Source organism: Caenispirillum salinarum AK4 (assembly GCF_000315795.1).
Classification (GTDB): domain Bacteria; phylum Pseudomonadota; class Alphaproteobacteria; order Rhodospirillales; family Rhodospirillaceae; genus Caenispirillum; species Caenispirillum salinarum.
Genome location: NZ_ANHY01000012.1, coordinates 137,232 through 157,956, shown reverse-complemented (window position 1 = coordinate 157,956; position 20,725 = coordinate 137,232). Strand labels below are relative to the sequence as shown.

Here is a 20,725-nt window from a genome sequence, read left to right as displayed (position 1 = left end):
GAAATGTGTCACCAAGGGCCCCATGCTTGCAACCGGTCTTTAGACAGGTCTGCCATTATGGAACCTTGGCGGGATGGCGGCAGTCCGCCGTTTCCGGGACCCGCCCTCTTGTCCCGGCCGAGACGATTGCTCATATGGAACGGGCGGTCTACAATGGCATAGACCTGCAAGAAATACGGGAAAGAAATGCCGGAAGATTTGGGGATCGACCTGGAGCAGCTGCAGGAGAACGCGCGCCGCGCCAGCGCGCTGCTGAAGGCGATGAGCAACGAGCATCGCCTGATGGTCCTATGCCAACTGCTTCACGGCGAGAAGTCGGTCGGACAGCTGGAGCAGATCGTCGGCCTGAGCCAGTCGGCGCTCAGCCAGCACCTCGCCCGCCTGCGTCGGGACGACCTGGTGAAGACGCGCCGCAGCGCCCAGACCATCTTCTATTCCCTGAAGGGGGAAGAGGCGAGCGCCGTCATCAACACCCTTTACACCCTGTACTGCGCCGACGACGCCGAACGCCTTTGCGGCCCGGCCGCCGCCGCCGGCTGACAAAACGCCCGCGCCGCCGGACGGAACATGCTATGGCCGCGCCGCCTCCTGGGGGCGCGGTTGGTCGTTGTGCGCCTGGACCGGTTCGCTCAGCAACAGAGGCCGCAGCAGCACCTGCTGGCTCAATGCCACAAGGGTCGCGGCTGCGATGATCAGCGCAAGACGGGTCACCCTGCGCTGGAAGCTGGTGTGGGTCTGGTCCATGGCACTGGAACAAACGGCAGGGCGCAGACTCCGTTCCAGGCCCTGACGGATACACTTTATCCGAACGGATATTCTCTTACGCCCCGAGCCGACGATACAGGTCCGCCCCGTCCTCGCGCCGCGCGCGCGTGACCAGGCCGCTCGCTTCCAGATGCCGCAGGTGGGCCAGCACCTCACCCACGGCGAAGAAAAGCTGATGGTCGTCCAGCGTCCGCCGGAACAGGTCGGGCACCATGTCAGCCGCCGTGCGACCGCCGCCGTCGCCGCAGGCCTCGGCGGCGGCCTCCAGCCGTTCCGCGTGGTGGGCGAGCAGCGCCGCCACGCGCTGCGGCACGCCGAAGAACGGCAGGCCGTGGCTCGGCAGCGTCAGCGTGTCGGGTGGCAGGTCGGCGAAGCGGGCCAGCGACCGCAGGAACTGATCCAGCGGGTTGGCCTCGGGCTCGTTGGGCCAGAGCGAGACGTTGGGACTGATGGTCGGCAGGATCTGGTCGCCGGAAATCAGCAGTCCGGCCTCGGCGCAATAAAGCGCCGCATGCTCCGGCGCATGGCCGCGCCCGACGATCACCCGCCAGTCACGCCCGCCGATGGAAATCGTCTCGCCGTCCTCGATCCGGCGGTAGGCGCGCGGCAGGGGCGAAACGCGCGGTGCATAGGCGTTGCCGCGCTTGTGCACCAGCGCCAGCCGGTCTTCCGGAAAACCGGCACGGCGGTAGAAGCCCACATGCGTTTCCACCAGCGCGTCCGACGTGTCCAGCGACAGCAGCATGCCCGTCGCCCACTCCCCCTGCGTCGCCCACAAGCCGACGTTCAAGTGCTCCGTCAGCCAGCCGGCGAGGCCCATGTGATCGGGATGGAAGTGGGTGCAGATCAGCCGCCGCGCCGGCTTGCCCTTCAGGGCCGGATGGGCCGGCACGGCATCCCACAGCCCCTTGGTCTCGGCGCTGGCGATGCCGGTGTCGATCAGCGTCCAGCCGTCGCCGTCCTCGACGAGCCACAGGTTGATGTGGTCCAGCGCGAACGGCAGCGGCATGCGCAGCCACAGCACGCCCTCGGCCACCTCCAGCGGTTCGCCGGGCGCGGGCGGCTCGGCGATGGGAAAGCGCAAGGGACCGGCGGGGGTGTGCGTATTCGTCGTCATGGCTTCACAGGTGCCACGGCCGCCCCTCTACCGCAAGGGCCGCTTTCCGGCCTAGACTGTCCGCCGGACGAGACCACGTCGAGGAACGAAAAAGGCATGACCCTGCGCATCGGCGTGGACCTGGGCGGCACCAAGATCGAGGCTATCGCGCTCACCGCGGCCGGTGAGGTCCGGGCGCGCCAGCGCATCGCCACGCCGACCGGCGACTATACGGCCACCGTCCGCGCCGTGGTCGACCTCGTGACGGCCGTAGAAAAGGCCGCCGGTGGTGCGGGAACGGTGGGCGTGGGCATTCCGGGCGCCGTCTCTCCGGCGACCGGCAGGGTGAAGAACGCCAACTCCACCTGGCTGATCGGCCGGGCGCTGGACGCCGACCTGGAGACCGCGCTCGGCCGTCCCGTGCGGCTGGCCAACGATGCCGACTGCTTCGCCCTGTCGGAGGCCACGGACGGCGCGGCAGCGGGCGCGCCGGTGGTCTTCGGGGTGATCCTGGGAACCGGCGTCGGCGGCGGCATCGTGGTCAATGGCCGCCCGATCTCCGGCCCCAACGCCATCGCCGGAGAGTGGGGCCACAATCCCCTGCCTGCCCCCACCGACGACGAGCGGCCGGGCCCGTCCTGCTACTGCGGCCGGTCGGGCTGCGTCGAGACGTGGCTGTCGGGCCCCGCCCTCGCCGCCGACCACGCCCGCGTCACCGGCGCCACCCTTACCGCCGAAGCGATCGCCGGTCGCGCTGCCGCCGGCGACGCAGCCTGCATCGCCACCCTGGAACGCCATGCCGCACGGTTGGCGAAGGCGCTGGCGGGCGTCATCAACATTCTCGACCCCCATGTGATCGTCCTGGGCGGCGGGCTTTCGAACATGGCGCACCTTTACGACCGTGTTCCGGCGCTGTGGGGGGCACACGTCTTTTCCGACCGGGTCGACACCCGCCTGGTGCCGCCGGTCCACGGCGATTCCAGTGGCGTGCGCGGCGCTGCATGGCTGTGGCCGGCATGACGGTGACCTTGCTCTGCGCGCCCCCGCGCCCCACCTGAGGCCCACGCCGAGAACCAGGAGAAGGAGCCAGCCGGCATGGCCGCCACCGTCGACTATTACCTCGCCCTCAACTCGCCGTGGAGCTACCTCGGTTCCCCGCGCCTGCAGGAGATTGCCGCCCGCCACGGCGCCTCCGTGCGGGTCAAGCCCGTGAAGCTGGGCGAGGTGTTCGCCAAGACCGGCGGCACGCCGCTGCCCCAGCGCCCGCTGGAGCGCCGCAACTACCGCCTGCTGGAACTGGAGCGCTGGAGCACGCACCTGGGCGTGCCGCTGGTCGTCCAGCCGCGCAACTTCCCTTCCGACGAGACAACGGCGGCGCATCTGGTCATCGCCGCGCAGGAGGACGGGCTGGATGCGCTGGGACTCGCCACCGCCCTCGGCCGGCAGTTGTGGGAAGAGGACATGAGCCTGGCCGACATGGATGCCCTGCGCGCCACCGCGCTGCTGGCCGGCGTGGATGCCGATCAGCTGCTGGGTGCCCATCCGGTGCAGGACCTGGACGCCATCCACACCCGCAACACGGAAGACGCCCTGGCCGCCGGCGTGTTCGGCGTGCCGAGCTATGTGGTGAACGGCGAGGTCTTCTGGGGCCAGGACCGCCTCGACTTCCTGGACCGCAAGCTGGCGGCCTCCTGATCCGACCGTCCTGAACGAAAGAAGCACCGGCCTGAAAGCCGGTGCTTCTTCATTTTCCGGGCCCGGCGAAGGACCGCGCGCCCTCAGCAGTCGGGGCGGTCGAGCGGCTTGAGGTCGGTCAGATCGCCCGAGATGGTGAAGTCGCCGAAGTCCTGGACGACACTCTCGGCCACGCCGTTGTCGTGGTAGGTCAGCCCCACCTGGAATTCCGGCATCGGTGCGGCGCTGCCCTCGGGGAAGAAGGCCATGTTCATGGTCCAGGCCGGACCCTCAAGCAGGCTCGCCGCGATACGCTCGGCGCTGGCGGCCGCCTGTTCCGGCCCGCCCGGCTGGGCGGCCTGACGGCTGCCGATGAGCGCCGAGACCTCGTAGGTGCCCCGGTCGCCAGACCCGTCGAAAACATTGCGGTTGACAAAGGACCCGCCCTTGTCGGCCTCGTCCAGCAGCAGGCGCGTGTGTTCGGTCGGGAACAGGGTGCCGACCGGCAACTCGGCGGATCGCGTGCTCGGCTGGGTGAACTCCACTGTGCCGGTGGCGCCGGCGTCGTCGGGCATGGAGGCGCGGCCGTCGATGGTCTCGATCAACTGGCCGTTGCGGCTGTTGCGCACCTGGAAGCGGTACTGGCTGCCGTCCTTGCTTTCCCATGTGGTGAATTCCCACGCGGTCATCACCGGCGTGCCGACGCCGTAGGAGATGGACAGCAGCGTACGCGTGTTCACGGCATAGCCGTCGCAGGTGTCGGCGAACTTGTAGTGCATGGTGCCGCGTGCCCCCACGACGCCGCTGCCCGAGCGCGAGCTGGACAGGTGCATGTCGTAGGTCGCCTCGTGCGGGACCAGCGCGTCCGGCGCGACGGCCGTGGTTTCGGCGCGGGGCGCGGCGGACGCGGCCGTGACTCCCAGCACCAGGGCGCCGGTCAAAGCAACGCCAGACGTCATGCGGCTCATAAGCAGGTTCCTTTTCAAACGCCCGAATGTGGCGATCCAACGACCGCGGTTCAGGCCCCGTTCCCTCCGATTTAGGCAACCCGCCCCCAACGAACAAGGCGCGCGACCCATCGGCCGCGCGCCCCGCCCTTCGACCGGCCGAAGCCGGGTCCAGTCTAACCGCCGCTCAGGCGTCAGGAGCCGCTCTTTTCGGCGGCCTCCTGCGCATCGGTGGTAGCCTTGGTCTTGATCTCCTTGGGTTTCTTCACCTGGATGTGAAGCTCGCGGAGCTGCTTTTCCGAAACCTCCGACGGCGCGTTCATCATCAGGTCCTGCGCCTGCCCGTTCATCGGGAACGTGATGACCTCGCGGATGTTGGGCTCGTCGGCCAGCAGCATGACCATGCGGTCGATGCCCGGGGCGGAGCCGCCGTGCGGCGGGGCGCCGTACTTGAAGGCGTTCAACATGCCGCCGAACCGCTCCTCCACGACCTCGGGGCCGTAGCCGGCGATCTCGAAGGCGCGGTACATGATGTCCGGGCGGTGGTTACGAATGGCGCCCGAGGACAGCTCCACGCCGTTGCACACGATGTCGTACTGGAACGCCTTGATCTCCAGCGGGTCCATGGTGTTCAGCGCTTCCAGCCCGCCCTGCGGCATGGAGAACGGGTTGTGGCTGAACTCGATCTCGCCGGTGTCCTCGTTCAGCTCGAACATGGGGAAGTCGACCGTCCAGCAGAAGCGGTAGACGTCCTTCTCCAGCAGGTCCAGTTCGTTGGCGACCTTGGTGCGGACCAGGCCGGCGAACTTGGCGGCCTTCAGCGGCTTGTCGCAGGCGAAGAACACGGCGTCGCCGTCCTTCAGGCCGCAGGTCTCCTTGATGGAGGCCACGCGCTGCTCGTCCAGGTTCTTGGCGATGGGGCCCTTGGGCCCGGCCTCGGCGAACTGGATGTAGCCCAGGCCGCCGGCGCCGTTCTCGCGCGCCCACTCGTTCAGCTTGTCGAACCAGCTGCGCGGCTGGCCGGCACCGCCCGGCGCGGGAATGGCGCGGACGATGGCGCCCTTCTCGATCTGCTTGGCGAAGATGCCGAAGTTCGACCCGCGGAAGGCCTCGGTCACGTCCTGGATGATGAGCGGATTGCGCAGGTCCGGCTTGTCGGAGCCGTACTTGAGCATCGCCTCATCGTAGGGAATGCGCGGGAACGGGCTGTCTGTGACGGTGCGGCCCTCGCCGAACTCGTTGAACAGGCCGGCCAGAACGGGCTCGATGGCGTCGAACACGTCTTCCTGGGTGACGAAACTCATCTCGAAATCGAGCTGGTAGAACTCGCCGGGGCTGCGGTCGGCGCGGCTGTCCTCGTCGCGGAAGCAGGGCGCGATCTGGAAGTAGCGGTCGAAGCCCGCCACCATCAGCAGCTGCTTGAACTGCTGCGGGGCCTGCGGCAGGGCATAGAACTTGCCCGGGTGCAGGCGCGAGGGCACCAGGAAGTCGCGCGCGCCTTCGGGGCTGGAGGCCGTCAGGATCGGCGTCTGGAACTCGGTGAAGCCCTGGTCGATCATGGCCTTGCGCAGGTAGCTGATGACCTGGCTGCGCAGCATGATGTTGCGGTGAAGCTTGTCGCGCCGCAGGTCAATGTAGCGGTAGCGCAGGCGCATTTCCTCGGAGTATTCCTGGTCGCCGGCCACCTGCATGGGCAGCACCTCGGCCGAGGACTGGATCTCCATGTCCTGGACCTGAACCTCGATGTCGCCGGTGGACAGGCGCGGGTTCTTGGTCTCGTCGCTGCGCATGACGACCTTGCCGGTGATGGTCACCACGCTTTCCACGCGCAGGTCCGTCAGGGCCTCGAAGTGGGCGTTGGACGTATCGCACACCGTCTGCGTGACGCCGTGGTGGTCGCGCAGGTCGATGAACAGCAGGTTGCCGTGGTCGCGCTTGCGGTGCACCCATCCCGACAGCCGCACGGTCTCGCCGGCGTTGGCGGCCCGCAAGTCGTTGCAGGTATGGCTACGGAATTGATGCATGACAGTCCCTCGGGCTTTCGCGGAAATGGTCAGACGCCGCCCCGCGCGGGCGCGCGCGTCCAGAGCGGCGAACAGGTGGGCTTTGGGAGGCGAAAGCACACCGAACGGCCGCGTTTGTCAAGCGCGGCTTGGGCGGACCGCCTCCGGTCGCCGGCGTGCGTGCGCCGTCGCCAATGATCTTGCCCGCGCGGCCCGGCGGGAGTAAAAGCAGAACCCATGACCCTGATCGCCGATTCCGACGCCCTCCGCGCCCTTTGCGACCGCCTGTCGAAGGCCGAGTACATCACCGTCGACACCGAGTTCATGCGCGACCGCACCTACTGGCCGGGCCTGTGCCTGATCCAGGTGGCCGGTCCCGATGAGGCATGGTGCATCGATCCGCTGGCCCCGGGCATGGACCTGACGCCGCTGTTCGACCTGATGCGCGACGAGAGCGTGCTGAAGGTCTTCCATGCCGCGCGCCAGGACCTGGAAATCTTCTACCGGGCCATGGGCGCCTTCCCCAAGCCACTGTTCGACACGCAGATTGCCGCCATGGTCTGCGGCTTCGGCGATTCCGTGGGGTACGAGACTCTGGCGACCAAGCTGGCCAAGGCGCGCATCGACAAGTCCATGCGCTTCACCGACTGGGGCCGCCGGCCGCTGACGGAAAAGCAGCTCAACTATGCGCTGGCCGACGTCACCCACCTGCGCGTGGTTTACGACAAGCTGCGCAAGCGCCTGGAAAAGACCGGCCGCGCCCACTGGCTGACCGAGGAAATGGACGCCCTGGTGGCGCCCGAGAAGTACACCTTCGACCCGGACGCCGCGTGGCAGCGCATGAAGCCGCGCACCAAGAGCCCGCGCTTCCTGGCCGTGCTGAAAGAGGTCGCGGCCTGGCGCGAGCGCGAGGCTCAGACCAAGGACATGCCCCGCCAGCGCGTGCTCAAGGACGAAGCGATCCTGGAGATCGCCGCCCACGGCCCGAAGACGGTGGAGGAACTGGCGCGCGTCCGGGCGCTGACCCGCAACACCGCCGAGGGCCGCCTGGGGAAGGAAATCCTGGAAGCCGTGGAACGCGGCAAGGCGGTGCCCGAGGCCGAAGCGCCGCGCATGGCGCCGAAGCGGGAACTGCCGCCGGGCGCGGGTCCGGCCATCGATCTTCTCAAGGTGCTGCTGAAGATGCGCTGCGAGGAGAACGACGTGGCGCAGAAACTGGTCGCCAACATGGACGATCTGGAGCTGATCGCGCTGGACGACGACGCCCCCGTCGCCGCCCTGCACGGCTGGCGGCGCGAGCTGTTCGGCGAGGATGCGCTGAAGCTCAAGCGCGGCGAACTGGCGCTCGCGCTCGAAGGCGAAGCCGTGGTCGCCCGCCCGGTGCCGGCGGCGGAAAACGCCGAGGGCTGAGGCCGCGCGGCGGGCATCCTACACTGTGGGTGACCACCGCTTCGGATCAAAGGCCATGGGCTTCCAGAGCGACAACGCACGCATCCGCGAAAAGATAGAGCGCCTCGCGCGGCTGAAGGGCCTGGACGAAGAGTCCGCCCTTGAGGACGCGCTGGACGCGCAGCTTTCCGTCCGCAGAAGGAAAGAAAACACGCCGGAAGCCCGCCGCGCGCGCTTGGAAAAGATTGTCGAGGAAATCAACGCAATCGGCCCCCTGCCGCCGGACCAGCAGTTTGATGCTGTGGAGTGGGACGACCTCGGGCTGCCGAAATGATCGCCGTCGACACTTCGGCCTTCATTGCGATCGTGGCGGGCGGGCCCGAGCGCCCCGCCATGATGGAGTGCCTCTGGAACGCCGAGGCCGTGCTGGTCAGCCCGGTCACTGTGGCGGAGACCCGAATGGTGGTGGCTGGGCGCTTTAAGCCGCAAGCCGAAACCAAGCTTCTCGAAATCCTCGACGAGCCGAACATCATGGTCACGTCCATCGGGCAGAAGGACTTAGACATCCTCCACGCGGCCTTCCTCCGCTACGGCAGGGGCAGCGGGTCGGGGCCAAGCTGAACATGGGGGACCTGTTCTCCTATGCGCTGGCGAAAGGCCGCGACACTCCGCTGCTCTACAAGGGCAACGACTTCAGCCGCACCGACATCCGCCCCGCCCTGCCCAGCTAACAGTCCACACATTGAAACGCCGCCCCGGAACCCTCCGGAGCGGCGCTTGATTTTTGACTTCCCTCGACTTCGGCGGCGGCGGTTTTTAATCGCCTTGTTCCGCCCCTCATGCGCCGTCGCGATACCGGCGCATGATCTGCATGCCGCTTTCCACCATGTCGGCCATCATGACCATGCTGCGCGGCTTGTCGTCGTTGGCCTGGTCCAGGGCCTGCGAGAACACGGCCTTGACCTGCTCCCGCGTGTCCTCGTCCGCCGGGCTGGAGGCACCGACGAAAAAGCCCGTCGCGTGGCCGGCGATGATCCCGATGTCGCCGGGCGGCAGCTTCAGGTCGCGGGCGATGACGTAGATCGATGCCGCGATCATACGGGCGGCCTGGTCGAAGCGCTCTTCCTGCGCGGCCTTGCCGGAAACACCCGCCTTGCGGAACACTTCCGCCTGCTGGACCATGCGGTTGTATTCCATGGTTTCCTGCTGGCGGAACCGCGGATCGATGTTCTTCACCAGCGCCTGGGTGTCGAATTCGGTCATGGTGGCGTCCTCCTGGATCGGCGGGGCGGCGGCTGAGCCGATCGATGTCATGAATGCCGTCAGTCATAGGGACGAACGCCGCCTCACCCGCCGGGTTGCAGCGGGGCGACCATGTAAACGCCAATATCAAGAGAGCATAAAAAAGAGAAAGCCTGCCAGTCTCTACCCCTGGTTACACAGGAACGACTGCATAGTCAGGTACTCCGAGTATCCCGGCAAGTTTCTCGAAGCGCCGAACCGAAGCATCTCCGGAAAACAAGGGGTCACCCGCCGGCACGTCCAGCGTCAGGCGACCGGGCGTCCAGCGCAGGCGGGTGCGCTCCAGAAGGCCCGGCGCACCGCCCGAGATGGTATGGCCGAGGCGCAGGGCGTTGCCGATGATGCGCACCCGCTTGACCCGTTCCTCGTCCAACATGGCGGCGGCCTGGCGCGCATAGGGCTGGTCGCTGCTGGAGGCATAGCGGAAATAGACGGCCAGCGCGAGCGCGGCGCGGTCGGTGTGCGACAGCCCCATGAACGGCAGGCGCAGCACCTTCAGCAGGCCCTGCTCCGCCCGATAGTCCGGGTGTTCCGACCAGAAGATGTCGCCCAGCAGGCAGGCGGCCAGCCGCAGGCGCTGAAGCTGCGCGCTTTCCTCGGGGAAGAGGGGGCTCATCCAGTCCATCAGCTCGCGCGCGTGCTGAGTGAAGCGTCCCGCCGCCAGTGCCAGGTCGGCGCAGGCGGAAATCAGCGGGTCCTCGTCGCGCACCGCCGACGGCAGGTTCTGGAAGAACTGGCCCTCGCGCATGCCGTAGACGGAGAACACAAGCTCCGACGGCTCCACCACCTCGATCAGCCGCTGCAGGGCGACCGCCGCCATGGGGAGCGTCGGCAGTCGGCGCTTGGACACGCCGGGAATCTTTTCCAGCGACTTGCGCGACTGGCGGGCGATCAGGTCCAGCAGGCCGACGGCATCGCCGGCCGGCAGCGTGAAATTGTCGAGAACGTGCAGGGGATAGTCCATCTGCTCGATGCAGATGCGGGCGATGGTGCGCCACGCCCCGCCGACGGCGTACAGGCTGCGCCCCCGCCCCTGCCCCAGCCAGTTCAGCGCGGCGAGGTGGCCGTCGATGATGCCGACGGCCTTGTCGCGGTCGCCCCCGGAATGGTCCTGCAGGCGCAGCACGCCCAGCGGCATGCTGGTGAAGTCGCCGAAACGGTGGTTCTCCACCATCACCAGTTCCAGCGAGCCGCCGCCCAGGTCGGCCACCATGCCGTCGGCGTCGGGAATGCTGCACAACACGCCGAGGGCGGCATTGCGTGCCTCTTCCTCGCCGGAGAGCAGGCGGACCTTCACCCCGCACCGCTCCTCCAGCCGGGCGATGAACTCCGGCCCGTCGGCGGCATCGCGCGACGCAGCCGTGGCCAGCACGTCAAGCGTGTCGACGTCCATGGCACGCGCCAGATGAACGAACCGCTCCACGGCGGCGAGCGCCATGGTCACGCCCTCAGGGTTCAGGCGGCCCGATCGCTCGAGGCCCGATCCCAGGGCGCAGACAGCCTTTTCGTTGAACAGCGGCACCGGCGTGCGCGTCAGGCCGTCGTAGACCACCAGGCGCACGGAGTTGGAACCGATGTCGACGATGCCCACCGGCCGGCGCCGGCGCACGAACATGCCGCCTTCCGCCGCACGGCCGGCCGGCTGGATCAGCTTGCCCGTCACCGGATCGACGGAGCGCGCCTTGGAGGAGGACTTGCGGGCCGGGGCGTCCTTGTCGTTGCTCACGATGGCCTGCTCTTCCGTTCTCAGCGGTTCTTCAGGGCCAGCTTGGGGATGGGCTTGCGCTCGTGCTGCATGGCGCTGCCCCGGCCGGAAAGGCTGGGGTTGGTCATGAAGTAGGTGTGCGCGCTGAAGGCCTCGTCACGCTGCGGCACGCGGTTGTAGGCCCCGTCGTCGCTCAGGTACCAGCTCTGCGCCTCGTCCTTCAGGTTGGCGACCATGATCTGCTCCAGGATCTGGGCGTGCACGGTCGGGTTCTCGATGGGCACGAAGGCCTCCACCCGGCTGATCAGGTTGCGCGGCATCCAGTCCGCCGACGAGATGTAGATCTTCGCATGGCGCGACGGCATCTCGTGGCCGTTGCCGAAGCAGGCAATGCGCGAATGTTCCAGAAACCGCCCGACGATGGACTTCACGCGGATGTTCTCCGACAGCCCCGGAACGCCCGGACGCAGACAGCAGATGCCGCGAATCACCAGTTCCACATGCGCGCCGGCCTGGCTGGCGCGGTAGAGGGCGTCGATGACCTTGGGATCGACCAGGCTGTTCATCTTGGCCCAGATGGTCGCCGGACGGCCGGCCTTGGCGTGCTCGGCCTCCTGCCCGATCATCTCGATCAGCTGGTCACGCAGCTGCAGGGGCGCCAGCGACAGCTTTTCCAGCCGGTCGGGCTTGGCGTAGCCGGTCATGAAGTTGAACGCCTTGGCGGCGTCGCGCCCCAGCGCCGGATCGCAGGTGAAGTACGACAGGTCCGTATAGATCTTGGCCGTGATCGGGTGATAGTTGCCCGTGCCATAGTGCACGTAGGAGCGCAGCTCCTGCCCTTCCTTCCGCACGACAAGGCTGATCTTGGCGTGGGTCTTCAGGTCCATGAAGCCGTAGACGACCGAGACGCCGGCACGCTCAAGGTCGCGGGCCCACTGGATGTTGGCCTCTTCGTCAAAGCGGGCCTTCAACTCCACCATGGCGGTGACGGACTTGCCCATCTCGGCCGCCTCGATCAGCGCCTTGACGATGGGGCTGTTCTTCGACGTGCGGTAGAGCGTCTGCTTGATGGACATGACGTTGGGGTCCCGCGCCGCCTGACGCAGGAACTGCACCACCACGTCGAAGCTCTCGAACGGGTGGTGGACGACGATGTCCTTTTTCTTGATGGCCGCGAAGCAATCGCCGCCGAAATCGCGGATGCGTTCGGGGAAGCGCGCGTTGTAGGGCACGAACTGAAGGTCCGGGCGCTCGTCGGTGATCAGGCCCTTGGTGTCAGCCATGCCGATCAGCCCGTCGATCTTGAAGACGTCCTCGTCCTCGACCTCAAGCTCGCTGCACACCAGCTGGAACAGGTCCTCGGGCATGTCGACGTTCATGGTCAGGCGGATGCAGTGGCCGCGGCGGCGACGCTTGAGCGCCGACTCGAACGACTGCACCAGGTCCTGCGCCTCTTCGTCGATTTCCATCTCGCTGTCGCGGATGACGCGGAAGTGGCCGCCCTGCACCACCTTGAAGCCGGGGAACAGCTTGTCGAGGAACAGGCCCACGACCTCCTCCAGCGCCAGGAACCGCACCTCCGGCCCTTCCAGCCGGATGAACCGGTCCACCTGGGTCGGCATGGGGATCAGCGCGCGCAACGACTCGCCGTCCTCCAGCCGCGTCAGATGCAGCACCACGGCGTGCGCCAGGTTGGGCAGGAAGGGGAACGGGTGCGCCGGGTCGATGGCCAGCGGCGTGAGAATCGGGAAGATGCGCTCCATGAAGTGCTGTTCCAGCCACTTCCGGTCGTCGGGCGTCAGGTCTTCCTTGTCGATGACGTTGATGCCCTCGTGGCGCAGAAGCTCCCGCAGGTGGCGCCAGCAGGCGGCCTGCTGGTCCATCAGGCGGCGCGCTTCCTCGTTGATGCGCTCCAGCTGCTGGGCGGGCGTCAGGCCGTCCTGGCTGGTGGTCTTCACGCCGGCGTGCAGCTGCCCCTTCAGGCCCGCGACTCGGACCATGTAGAACTCGTCCAGGTTGGACGCCGAGATGGACAGGAAGCGCAGACGCTCCAGCAGCGGGTGCCGCTCGTTGTAGGCTTCTTCCATGACGCGGAAATTGAACGCCAGCCAGGACAACTCCCGATTGATGAAGCGTTCCTTGCTGTCCAGCGTGATCGCTTGGATTTCCGGGGTTTCGGCGGTCCGTTCGGCAGTCGTCATGGGCTGTTCCATCGGCGCGGGATTTTTGACGGGTGTAACGTTGCCGTCTTCGACAGACGGCGTACGCTCATATATACACTATGCCCCGAGCCGTACCGCAACGCCTTGGGGCAAATTCATAAACATGAAACGGATATTCCTCCTGCGGCACCTGAAGTCGAGCTGGGATTTCCCGGAGCTGGACGACTTCGACCGCCCGTTGAACGAGCGGGGCGACCGCGCCGGACCCCTGGTGGCCCGCCACATCGCCGCCCACGCCATCCGCCCGGACCTGGTGCTGTGCAGCGCCGCGCGCCGAACGCGCCAGACGCTGGACCACATCGTGGAGGTCTTCGATGGCGTGCCGGTGCTGTACGAGCGCCGCCTGTACGAGGCCACCGCCGCCAACCTGCTCAAGCGCCTCAAGGAGCTGCCGGCCGATATCGAGTCGGTCATGCTCATCGGGCACAACCCCGGTTTGCACAAGCTGGCCACCGGCCTGACCGAGAAAGAGGTGCCCGACACGGTCGCCGGCCTGGCCGACCTGCGCGCCAAGTACCCGACGGGCACGCTGGTCACCCTGACCGCGCCGGTAGACGAGTGGACGGACCTGGAAAGCGGCCTGTGCCGCCTGCGCGCCGTGGTGCGGCCCAAGGACCTGGAGAACTGAATCCGGTCCTGCCGCCACCGCCGTGACAGGCGCATCAGCGTCCTGTCTCAGCGAGGCTCCGCCCTCGCGCGTTGAGCGGTCATGCAGCCGCTGGTTTCATCGCTGTCCCTGCCCCTTCTTGCCGGCCTTTTCCTCGGGCTTGCGGTCGTCGTGGGCGTCGCCGGAACCTTCATGGCGAAGGTCGCCGACTCGCTGGCGGAACGCACCCGGCTCGGCGGCACACTGATGGGGGCGGTGTTCATCGGCGTCTCCACCTCGCTTTCGGGCATATCCACATCCGTCACCGCCGCCGCAAGCGGATCGCCGGAACTGGCGGTTTCCAACACCATCGGCGGCATCGCCGTGCAGACGGCGTTTCTCGCCATCGCCGATCTGGTGTTCCGGCGCGTGGACGTGCTGGGAAACAGCGACACGCCGTCGGCCCTCTACCAGGGCCTGTTGCAGATCGCGCTGCTGACCATTCCTCCCATGGCGATGTTTCTGCCGCACTACAGCCTCTACGGCATCAGTCCGGTCTCGCCGCTGCTGGTGGTCGCCTATGCCGCTGGCCTGTTCGTGCTGCGCAGCGTGCGCGCGGAAACCATCACGCCCCAGGACGACGAAGTCCGCTGGGCGCGCGACGAGGCCCGCGAACAGGGCGGACACCTTCGGCATTCACTGACGGCCCTGTGGCTGCGGTTCGCCGTCTTCGCCGCCATCACGGCCGCCGGGGGCTATGGCATCGGGCAGAGCGGCATTGCCCTGGTCGGCAAGACCGGCCTGTCGGAAACGGCCGTGGGCGGGCTGTTCACCGCCGTCTCCACCTCCATGCCCGAGCTGGTGACGGTGCTGGCTGCCGTGCGGCAGCGGGCGCTGTCGCTGGCCGTGGGCGACATTCTGGGCGGCAACTGCTTCGACGTGCTGTTCCTGGCGCTGGCCGACATCGCCTACCGCGAGGGCTCCATCTACGCCACCATCACCGGACGGGCGGACTTTCTGTTCGCCCTGACCATCATGCTGGTGGTGCTGGTAATGCTTGCCATGCTGCGCGACCGCGGAAAAGGCGGGGAAGGCAGGGGTCGGCGGCGCGGCTGGTCGGTGGAAAGCCTGCTGATCCTCGGGCTCTACCTGGGCGGGGCCGTGGCGCTGTTCGGCGGCGGATGATATCTTTCGGCGTAGACCGGTTGCGAGTCGCCCGTGACCTTCCCGTGTCCGTGGAAGTGGCCGTGGCGGAGGGCCGCTGCCTGCGCTAATGTCCCGGTCGACCTGGAACCGCCGTCATTGCGCCTCATTTATAGGGCACAGACATGTTCGGAGGCGCGCCTGCGCTTCCGGTGACGATCTAAGGACACGTGACCCGATGATTACCCGCCGCGCCTTCACCACCCTGGCCCTCTCCGCCGCCGCCCTCGCCATCGTGCCCGGCCTTTCCGGCCTTCTGGGGCTCGCGGGCGGCGCCTCCGTCGCCCACGCCGCCGACGGAGAGGAACGCCTGGTTACCACCTACACGGTGAAGAAGGGCGATACCCTGCACACCATCGCGCAGGAAAAGGGCCTCGGCTTCCTGGAGATGCGCGCGGCCAACCCGGACGTGGAGCCCTGGCTGCCCGAGGTGGGCCGCGAGGTCATTGTGCCTTCGGTGCACATTGCGCCCAAGGGCATGGAAAAGGGCGTGCTCATCAGCCTGGGCGCCATGCGGCTGTTCCACTTCCAGAAGGACGGCACGGTCAACAGCTATCCCATCGGCATCGGCGCCGAGGGGCTGGAGACGCCGACGGGCGAAACCAAGATCGTGCGGAAGAAGAAAAACCCCAACTGGTATCCGACCGAGAACATCCGCAAGCGCAAGCCGCACCTGCCCGCCATGGTCCCCGCCGGCCCCGACAACCCGCTGGGCACGCGCGCCATGTACCTCGGCTGGCCGGCCTACCTGATCCACGGCACCAACCTGCCGGAAGGCGTCGGCCGGCGCGTCTCGTCGGGCTGCATCCGCATGTATCCGTGGGACGTGGAGTCCGTCTTCGAGAAGGTGGACGTCGGCCTGCCGGTGGAATCGCTGACCAAGCGCCATTCCGTCGCCTACGACGACGGCCGCCTGTGGCTGGAAGTCCACCCGACCCTGGACGGCTGGAACGCGCTGGAGGCCCGCGACGAGGACCGCCCCCGCCCCGGCCTGACACAGGACATCATCAACGACGTGGTCGCCGCCGCGCCCGAAAGCATTCGCATCAACTGGGAAGCGGTGGAGAAGGTCGCGCTGGAGGAGCGGGGATATCCCGTGGCGGTCGGCCGGGCCGCCCAGACGGCCGCGCGCTGAGGCCCCGGTAATTATCTGACATCGACTGCTTTTGCCACGGCCGGACCACCATCCGGCCGTGTCTGTTCCAGCACCGCCGGATACCATACGTGGCCGTATAAAAGCCCTGTCGGACATTCGGATGTTGCGTCCACCGGGCCGAAGTATTTGCGTTCATTTCATAAATTTGACCCGAGTCCAGCGGTTTCCGGTTTGCCCCCGCGCCGGTTTGGGGTATGTCCTCGTTTGCGCGGGCTCCGTGTCGGCTGATAGACTTCGGCCATGCGGCGAGCCTGCATCCTCGGCGGGAGAGCAGGCCGCGGCCGGTGCACTTCCGCCGCCGGCGCGGGCCGGACCCGCCAGGAGCCGCCCCCACGGTGCAACCCAGACGCAGGAACGGTCGGACACGAGGATGAGCGACGATACTCTGACGCTGGCGGGCGACTTTCCCGCTCCCACCCGTGACGAATGGCGCACGGCCGTCGAAAAGGCGCTCAAGGGCGCGCCCTTCGACAAGAAGATGCTGACGAAGACCTACGAAGGCATCACGCTGCAGGCGCTCTACACCCTCGACGACTGGAAGCCGGAGAACGACCCCTCCGGCCTGCCCGGCTTCAAGCCCTACACCCGCGGCGGCCAAGTGGCCGGCCAGCGTGTCGGCGGCTGGGACATCCGGCAGTTGCACACCCACCCGGACCCGCAGGCGGTCAACAAGGCGATCCTGACGGACCTGGAGCGCGGCGCGACGTCCGTGACGCTGCGCCTGGACGATGCGGCGCGCGGCGGCGACGACGCCGATCAGGCTGCCAACTACGCCGGGCTGAACGGCCTCATGGCCTACACCGCGGCTGACTTCGACACCGCCCTGACCGGCGTGTACGAGGACCTGGCCGGCGTGGCGCTGGAATCCGGCGCCGCCTTCCTGCCCGCCGCCGCCCTGCTGGCCGGTCACTGGAAGACCAAGAGCGTCGATGCCGCCACGGTCAAGGGCGCCTTCAACGCCGACCCGTTGAACCGCCTGGCCGCCACCGGCGACCTGCCCGGCGGCGTCGAGGCCGGCCTGAAGGCCATGGCGGACCTTGCCGCCTACACGTCCAGAACCTTCCCGCACGTCACCGCCGTGCGTGTCGACACCGGCCCCTATCACCTGGCCGGAGCGACCGAGACGCAGGACCTCGCCATCGCCATGGCAACCGCGGTGGCCTACCTGCGCGCCATGACCGATGCGGGCCTGAGCATCGACGACGCCGCGCGCCAGATCACCTTCCAGCTGCCCGTCGGTGCCGACCAGTTCATGGGCATCGCCAAGCTGCGCGCCGCCCGCCGCCTGTGGGGCCGCGTCATGGAGGCCTGTGGTGCGTCGGACGAAGCCGGCCGCATGCGCCTGACCGCCGCCACGGCGGAGCGCATCGTCAGCCAGCGCGACCCCTGGGTGAACATGCTGCGCACCACGGTCACCACCTTCGCCGCCGCCGTGGGTGGCGCGGAGACCAACACCGTGCTGCCGTTCGACGCCATGCTGGGCCTGCCGACCGAGTTCGCCCGCCGCGTTGCGCGCAACACGCAGCTGATCCTCATGGAGGAGTCCAACCTGGACAAGGTCATCGATCCCGCCGGCGGCAGCTGGTACGTCGAGACCCTGACCGAAGAGGTCGCCGCCGAGGCCTGGACCCTGTTCCAGGACATCGAGAAGCACGGCGGCATGGCGGAATGCCTGTCGAACGGCCACGTCCTGGCGAAGATCGAGGCCGCCCATACGGCGCGCGCCAGGAACATCGCCAAGCGCAAGGACCCGATCACCGGCGTCTCCGAGTTCCCCAACATCCATGAAAAGCCGGTGGACATCGAAAAGCCGGACCTGGACACGCTCCGCCGCGCCGCCGCCGCCAGGACCAAGGAAAGCCGCGCCGGCGTCTCCCTGCCGCTTGATAAGCTCGGCTCCGGCGCCGTGACGGAAGCCGCCATCGAGGCCGCCGCCACGGGCGCGACCATCGGCGCCCTGTCGGCCGCCCTGTTCGCTGGCGGCGAAGAGGACACCGTCACCGCCCTGCCCCGCCGTCGTCTGGCCGCGGAGTTCGAGGAGCTGCGCGACGCCTCCGACGAGTTCATGGTGACCACCGGCGCCCGCCCCAAGGTGTTCCTGGCGAACCTGGGCCCCATCGCGGCCCACACCGCGCGGGCCACCTTTGCCAAGAACTTCTTCGAGGCGGGCGGTATCGAGGCCGTCACCAACGCCGGTTTCGACAGCCCCGAGGCCTGCGCGGAGGCCTGGAAGCAGTCGGGCGCGCCGATTGCCATCCTGTGCTCCTCCGACGCCGTTTATGACGACATGGCCGAGCAGACGGCGCAGGCCCTGAAGGCCGCCGGCGCCAAGCGCGTCTGCCTGGCCGGCGCGCCGGGCGAGAAGAAGGACGCCTACACCGCCGCCGGCATCGAAGGCTTTGTGTACCTGGGCTGCGATGCGCTGGACACCCTGCGCGGCGCCCTGGCCCTGATGGGAGTGATCGACCGATGAGCGCCAAGATCCCCGATTTCTCGACCGTCGACCTGGGTGCCAAGAGCCCCGGCGCCGCCGCCTCGGTTCAGGACTGGAGCGCCAAGGTCGACCAGGAAACCGGCAGCAAGCCGGAGTCCCTGGCCTGGACCACGCCCGAGAAGATCGACGTCAAGCCGCTCTACACCAGCGGCGACCTCAAGGGCCTGGACCACCTGGGCACCCTGCCCGGCCTGCCGCCCTACCTGCGCGGCCCGTACCCGACCATGTACGTGACGCGGCCGTGGACGGTGCGCCAGTACGCCGGCTTCTCCACTGCCGAGCAGTCCAACGCCTTCTACCGCCGCAACCTCGCGGCCGGTCAGAAGGGCCTGTCGGTGGCCTTCGACCTGGCGACCCACCGGGGCTATGACTCCGACCACCCACGCGTGGCGGGCGACGTCGGCATGGCGGGTGTGGCGATCGACTCCATCTACGACATGCGCCAGCTGTTCGACGGCATTCCGCTGGACCAGATGAGCGTGTCCATGACCATGAACGGCGCGGTGCTGCCGGTCATGGCGCTCTACATCGTCGCGGCCGAGGAACAGGGCGTTAAGCCGGAACAGCTGAGCGGGACCATTCAGAACGACATTCTGAAGGAGTTCATGGTCCGCAACACCTACATCTATCCGCCCAAGCCCTCCATGCGGATCATCTCGGACATCTTCGGCTACACGTCGCAGAACATGCCGAGGTTCAACAGCATCTCCATTTCCGGCTACCACATGCAGGAAGCCGGCGCGACGGCGGACCTGGAGCTGGCCTACACCCTGGCCGACGGCGTCGAATACGCCCGCGCCGGCATGGCGGCGGGCCTGGGCATCGACCAGTTCGCGCCGCGCCTGTCGTTCTTCTGGGCGATCGGCATGAACTTCTTCATGGAAGTCGCCAAGATGCGCGCCGCCCGCGTGATCTGGGCGAAGCTCATCAAGCAGTTCGACCCGCAGAACGACAAGTCCCTGGCGCTGCGCACCCACAGCCAGACCTCGGGCTGGTCGCTGACGGCGCAGGACGTGTTCAACAACGTCACCCGCACCTGCATCGAGGCCATGGCCGCGACCCAGGGCCACACGCAGAGCCTGCACACCAACGCGCTGGACGAGGCGCTGGCCCTGCCGACGGACTTCTCCGCCCGCATCGCCCGCAACACCCAGCTGTTCCTGCAGCAGGAAAGCGGCACCACCAACGTCATCGACCCCTGGGGCGGCAGCTACTACGTGGAGCGCCTGACCCGCGACCTGGCGGACCGCGCCTGGGCACACATCCAGGAAGTCGAGGCTGAGGGCGGCATGGCCAAGGCCATCGAGGCCGGCATCCCCAAGATGCGCATCGAGGAAGCCGCCGCCCGCACCCAGGCCCGCATCGATAGCGGCCGCCAGTCGGTCATCGGCGTCAACAAGTACCGCCTGGACGAGCGCGAGAACGTCGAGGTCCTGAAGGTCGAGAACGCCCAGGTCCGCGCCCAGCAGATCGAGAAGCTGGAACGCCTGCGCGCCGAGCGCGACCAGGCCGAGGTCGACCGTCACCTGGACGCGCTGACCAAGGCCTGCGACACCGGCGAGGGCAACCTGCTGGAGCTGGCCGTCAACGCCGCGCGCGCCAAGGCGACCGTGGGTGAAATCTCCATGGCGATGGAGAAGGTCTACGGCCGCCACAAGGCCGAGATCAAGTCGATCTCCGGCGTCTATTCCTCGGAAGTGGGCAAAGACAACAAGGCCATGACCCAAGTTCACGAACTGGTGGAGCGCTTCACCGAAAAGGAAGGCCGCCACCCCCGCATCCTCATCGCCAAGATGGGCCAGGACGGCCACGACCGCGGCCAGAAGGTCATCGCGACGGCCTTCGCCGACCTCGGCTTCGACGTGGACATCGGGCCGCTGTTCCAGACGCCCGAGGAAAGCGCCCGTCAGGCGGTGGAGAACGACGTGCACGTCATCGGCGTCTCCTCGCTGGCCGCCGGCCACCTGACGCTGGTGCCGGAACTGAAGGCGGAACTGGAGAAGCTGGGCCGCGACGACATCATGATCGTGGTCGGCGGCGTCATCCCGCCGGGCGACTTCGACGAACTGTTCGCCGCCGGCGCCTCGGCCATCTTCCCGCCGGGCACCGTCATCGCCGAGGCCGCCATCGGCCTGATGAAGGAGCTGTTCCAGCGCCTGGGCTACACCGACGAGGCCGCCTGA

General features: G+C 67.7%; 18 protein-coding genes. 12 read left to right on the top strand and 6 right to left on the bottom strand.

Annotated features, from left to right (window positions below; genetic code table 11):
• The first annotated feature begins 186 nt into the window (after nucleotides 1-186).
• The gene (locus tag C882_RS13035) at nucleotides 187-540 is read left to right on the top strand and encodes an ArsR/SmtB family transcription factor (protein WP_009541087.1); all 354 of its coding nucleotides are present in this window, start codon (nucleotides 187-189) and stop codon (nucleotides 538-540) included.
• A gap of 280 nt (nucleotides 541-820) precedes the next feature.
• Here C882_RS13035 and C882_RS13030 read toward each other — a convergent pair whose 3' ends face one another.
• Nucleotides 821-1,882 carry an MBL fold metallo-hydrolase gene (locus tag C882_RS13030; RefSeq protein WP_009541085.1) on the bottom strand — a complete coding sequence of 354 codons (1,062 nt, stop codon included), beginning with the start codon at nucleotides 1,880-1,882 and terminating at the stop codon, nucleotides 821-823.
• 96 nt (nucleotides 1,883-1,978) lie between these two features.
• On the opposite strand from C882_RS13030, the gene C882_RS13025 reads away from it, so the two are divergent.
• Nucleotides 1,979-2,881: an ROK family protein gene (locus C882_RS13025; protein WP_009541084.1), complete on the top strand. Its 903-nt coding sequence runs from the start codon at nucleotides 1,979-1,981 to the stop codon at nucleotides 2,879-2,881.
• Nucleotides 2,882-2,956: 75 nt separating this feature from the next.
• On the top strand, nucleotides 2,957-3,556 hold the full coding sequence (locus tag C882_RS13020; RefSeq protein WP_009541083.1) for a 2-hydroxychromene-2-carboxylate isomerase: 600 nt from the start codon (nucleotides 2,957-2,959) through the stop codon (nucleotides 3,554-3,556).
• A gap of 83 nt (nucleotides 3,557-3,639) precedes the next feature.
• Here C882_RS13020 and C882_RS13015 read toward each other — a convergent pair whose 3' ends face one another.
• Both C882_RS13015 and aspS read right to left on the bottom strand, forming a co-directional pair.
• Nucleotides 3,640-4,503: an EipB family protein gene (locus C882_RS13015; RefSeq protein ID WP_009541082.1), complete on the bottom strand. Its 864-nt coding sequence runs from the start codon at nucleotides 4,501-4,503 to the stop codon at nucleotides 3,640-3,642.
• A gap of 173 nt (nucleotides 4,504-4,676) precedes the next feature.
• The gene (aspS, locus tag C882_RS13010; RefSeq protein ID WP_009541081.1) at nucleotides 4,677-6,506 is read right to left on the bottom strand and encodes an aspartate--tRNA ligase; all 1,830 of its coding nucleotides are present in this window, start codon (nucleotides 6,504-6,506) and stop codon (nucleotides 4,677-4,679) included.
• Nucleotides 6,507-6,722: 216 nt separating this feature from the next.
• Here aspS and rnd point away from each other — a divergent pair, with 216 nt between their 5' ends.
• From rnd to C882_RS25250, 4 genes are read left to right on the top strand one after another with little or no spacing between them, the layout of a single operon-like run.
• Nucleotides 6,723-7,895: a ribonuclease D gene (gene rnd / locus C882_RS13005; protein ID WP_009541079.1), complete on the top strand. Its 1,173-nt coding sequence runs from the start codon at nucleotides 6,723-6,725 to the stop codon at nucleotides 7,893-7,895.
• 55 nt (nucleotides 7,896-7,950) lie between these two features.
• On the top strand, nucleotides 7,951-8,208 hold the full coding sequence (locus C882_RS13000; protein WP_009541078.1) for a type II toxin-antitoxin system VapB family antitoxin: 258 nt from the start codon (nucleotides 7,951-7,953) through the stop codon (nucleotides 8,206-8,208).
• A complete protein-coding gene (locus C882_RS12995) occupies nucleotides 8,205-8,495 on the top strand; it encodes a type II toxin-antitoxin system VapC family toxin (protein ID WP_009541077.1) in 291 nt (96 codons plus the stop codon). The genes C882_RS13000 and C882_RS12995 overlap by 4 nt, the downstream gene beginning before the upstream one ends.
• 2 nt (nucleotides 8,496-8,497) lie before the next feature.
• Nucleotides 8,498-8,605, top strand: coding sequence for a type II toxin-antitoxin system VapC family toxin (locus C882_RS25250; RefSeq protein ID WP_201448368.1), 108 nt, complete (start codon nucleotides 8,498-8,500; stop codon nucleotides 8,603-8,605).
• Nucleotides 8,606-8,711: 106 nt separating this feature from the next.
• On the opposite strand, the gene C882_RS12990 is transcribed toward C882_RS25250, so the two are convergent.
• The 3 genes from C882_RS12990 to C882_RS12980 form a co-directional block, all read right to left on the bottom strand.
• The gene (locus C882_RS12990) at nucleotides 8,712-9,137 is read right to left on the bottom strand and encodes a hypothetical protein (protein ID WP_009541076.1); all 426 of its coding nucleotides are present in this window, start codon (nucleotides 9,135-9,137) and stop codon (nucleotides 8,712-8,714) included.
• A gap of 172 nt (nucleotides 9,138-9,309) precedes the next feature.
• Nucleotides 9,310-10,902, bottom strand: a complete 1,593-nt coding sequence (locus C882_RS12985; RefSeq protein WP_009541075.1) for a Ppx/GppA family phosphatase — start codon at nucleotides 10,900-10,902, stop codon at nucleotides 9,310-9,312.
• A 20-nt stretch (nucleotides 10,903-10,922) separates the two neighbouring features.
• Nucleotides 10,923-13,082 (bottom strand): RNA degradosome polyphosphate kinase, encoded by a 2,160-nt coding sequence (locus C882_RS12980; RefSeq protein WP_043645405.1) that lies wholly within the window; start codon nucleotides 13,080-13,082, stop codon nucleotides 10,923-10,925.
• Nucleotides 13,083-13,206: 124 nt separating this feature from the next.
• Here C882_RS12980 and C882_RS12975 point away from each other — a divergent pair, with 124 nt between their 5' ends.
• The 5 genes from C882_RS12975 to scpA all read left to right on the top strand — a co-directional run bounded on the left by C882_RS12975 (nucleotide 13,207) and on the right by scpA (nucleotide 20,725).
• Nucleotides 13,207-13,731 (top strand): SixA phosphatase family protein, encoded by a 525-nt coding sequence (locus tag C882_RS12975; RefSeq protein ID WP_009541073.1) that lies wholly within the window; start codon nucleotides 13,207-13,209, stop codon nucleotides 13,729-13,731.
• 81 nt (nucleotides 13,732-13,812) lie between these two features.
• Nucleotides 13,813-14,874, top strand: a complete 1,062-nt coding sequence (locus C882_RS12970) for a sodium:calcium antiporter (RefSeq protein ID WP_009541072.1) — start codon at nucleotides 13,813-13,815, stop codon at nucleotides 14,872-14,874.
• Nucleotides 14,875-15,070: 196 nt separating this feature from the next.
• Nucleotides 15,071-16,027, top strand: coding sequence for a L,D-transpeptidase family protein (locus tag C882_RS12965; protein WP_009541071.1), 957 nt, complete (start codon nucleotides 15,071-15,073; stop codon nucleotides 16,025-16,027).
• A gap of 391 nt (nucleotides 16,028-16,418) precedes the next feature.
• Complete coding sequence (locus tag C882_RS12960) at nucleotides 16,419-18,521, top strand: methylmalonyl-CoA mutase family protein (protein WP_009541070.1); 2,103 nt, start codon at nucleotides 16,419-16,421, stop codon at nucleotides 18,519-18,521.
• Complete coding sequence (scpA, locus tag C882_RS12955) at nucleotides 18,518-20,725, top strand: methylmalonyl-CoA mutase (protein WP_043645403.1); 2,208 nt, start codon at nucleotides 18,518-18,520, stop codon at nucleotides 20,723-20,725. Before C882_RS12960 ends, scpA begins: the two co-directional genes overlap by 4 nt.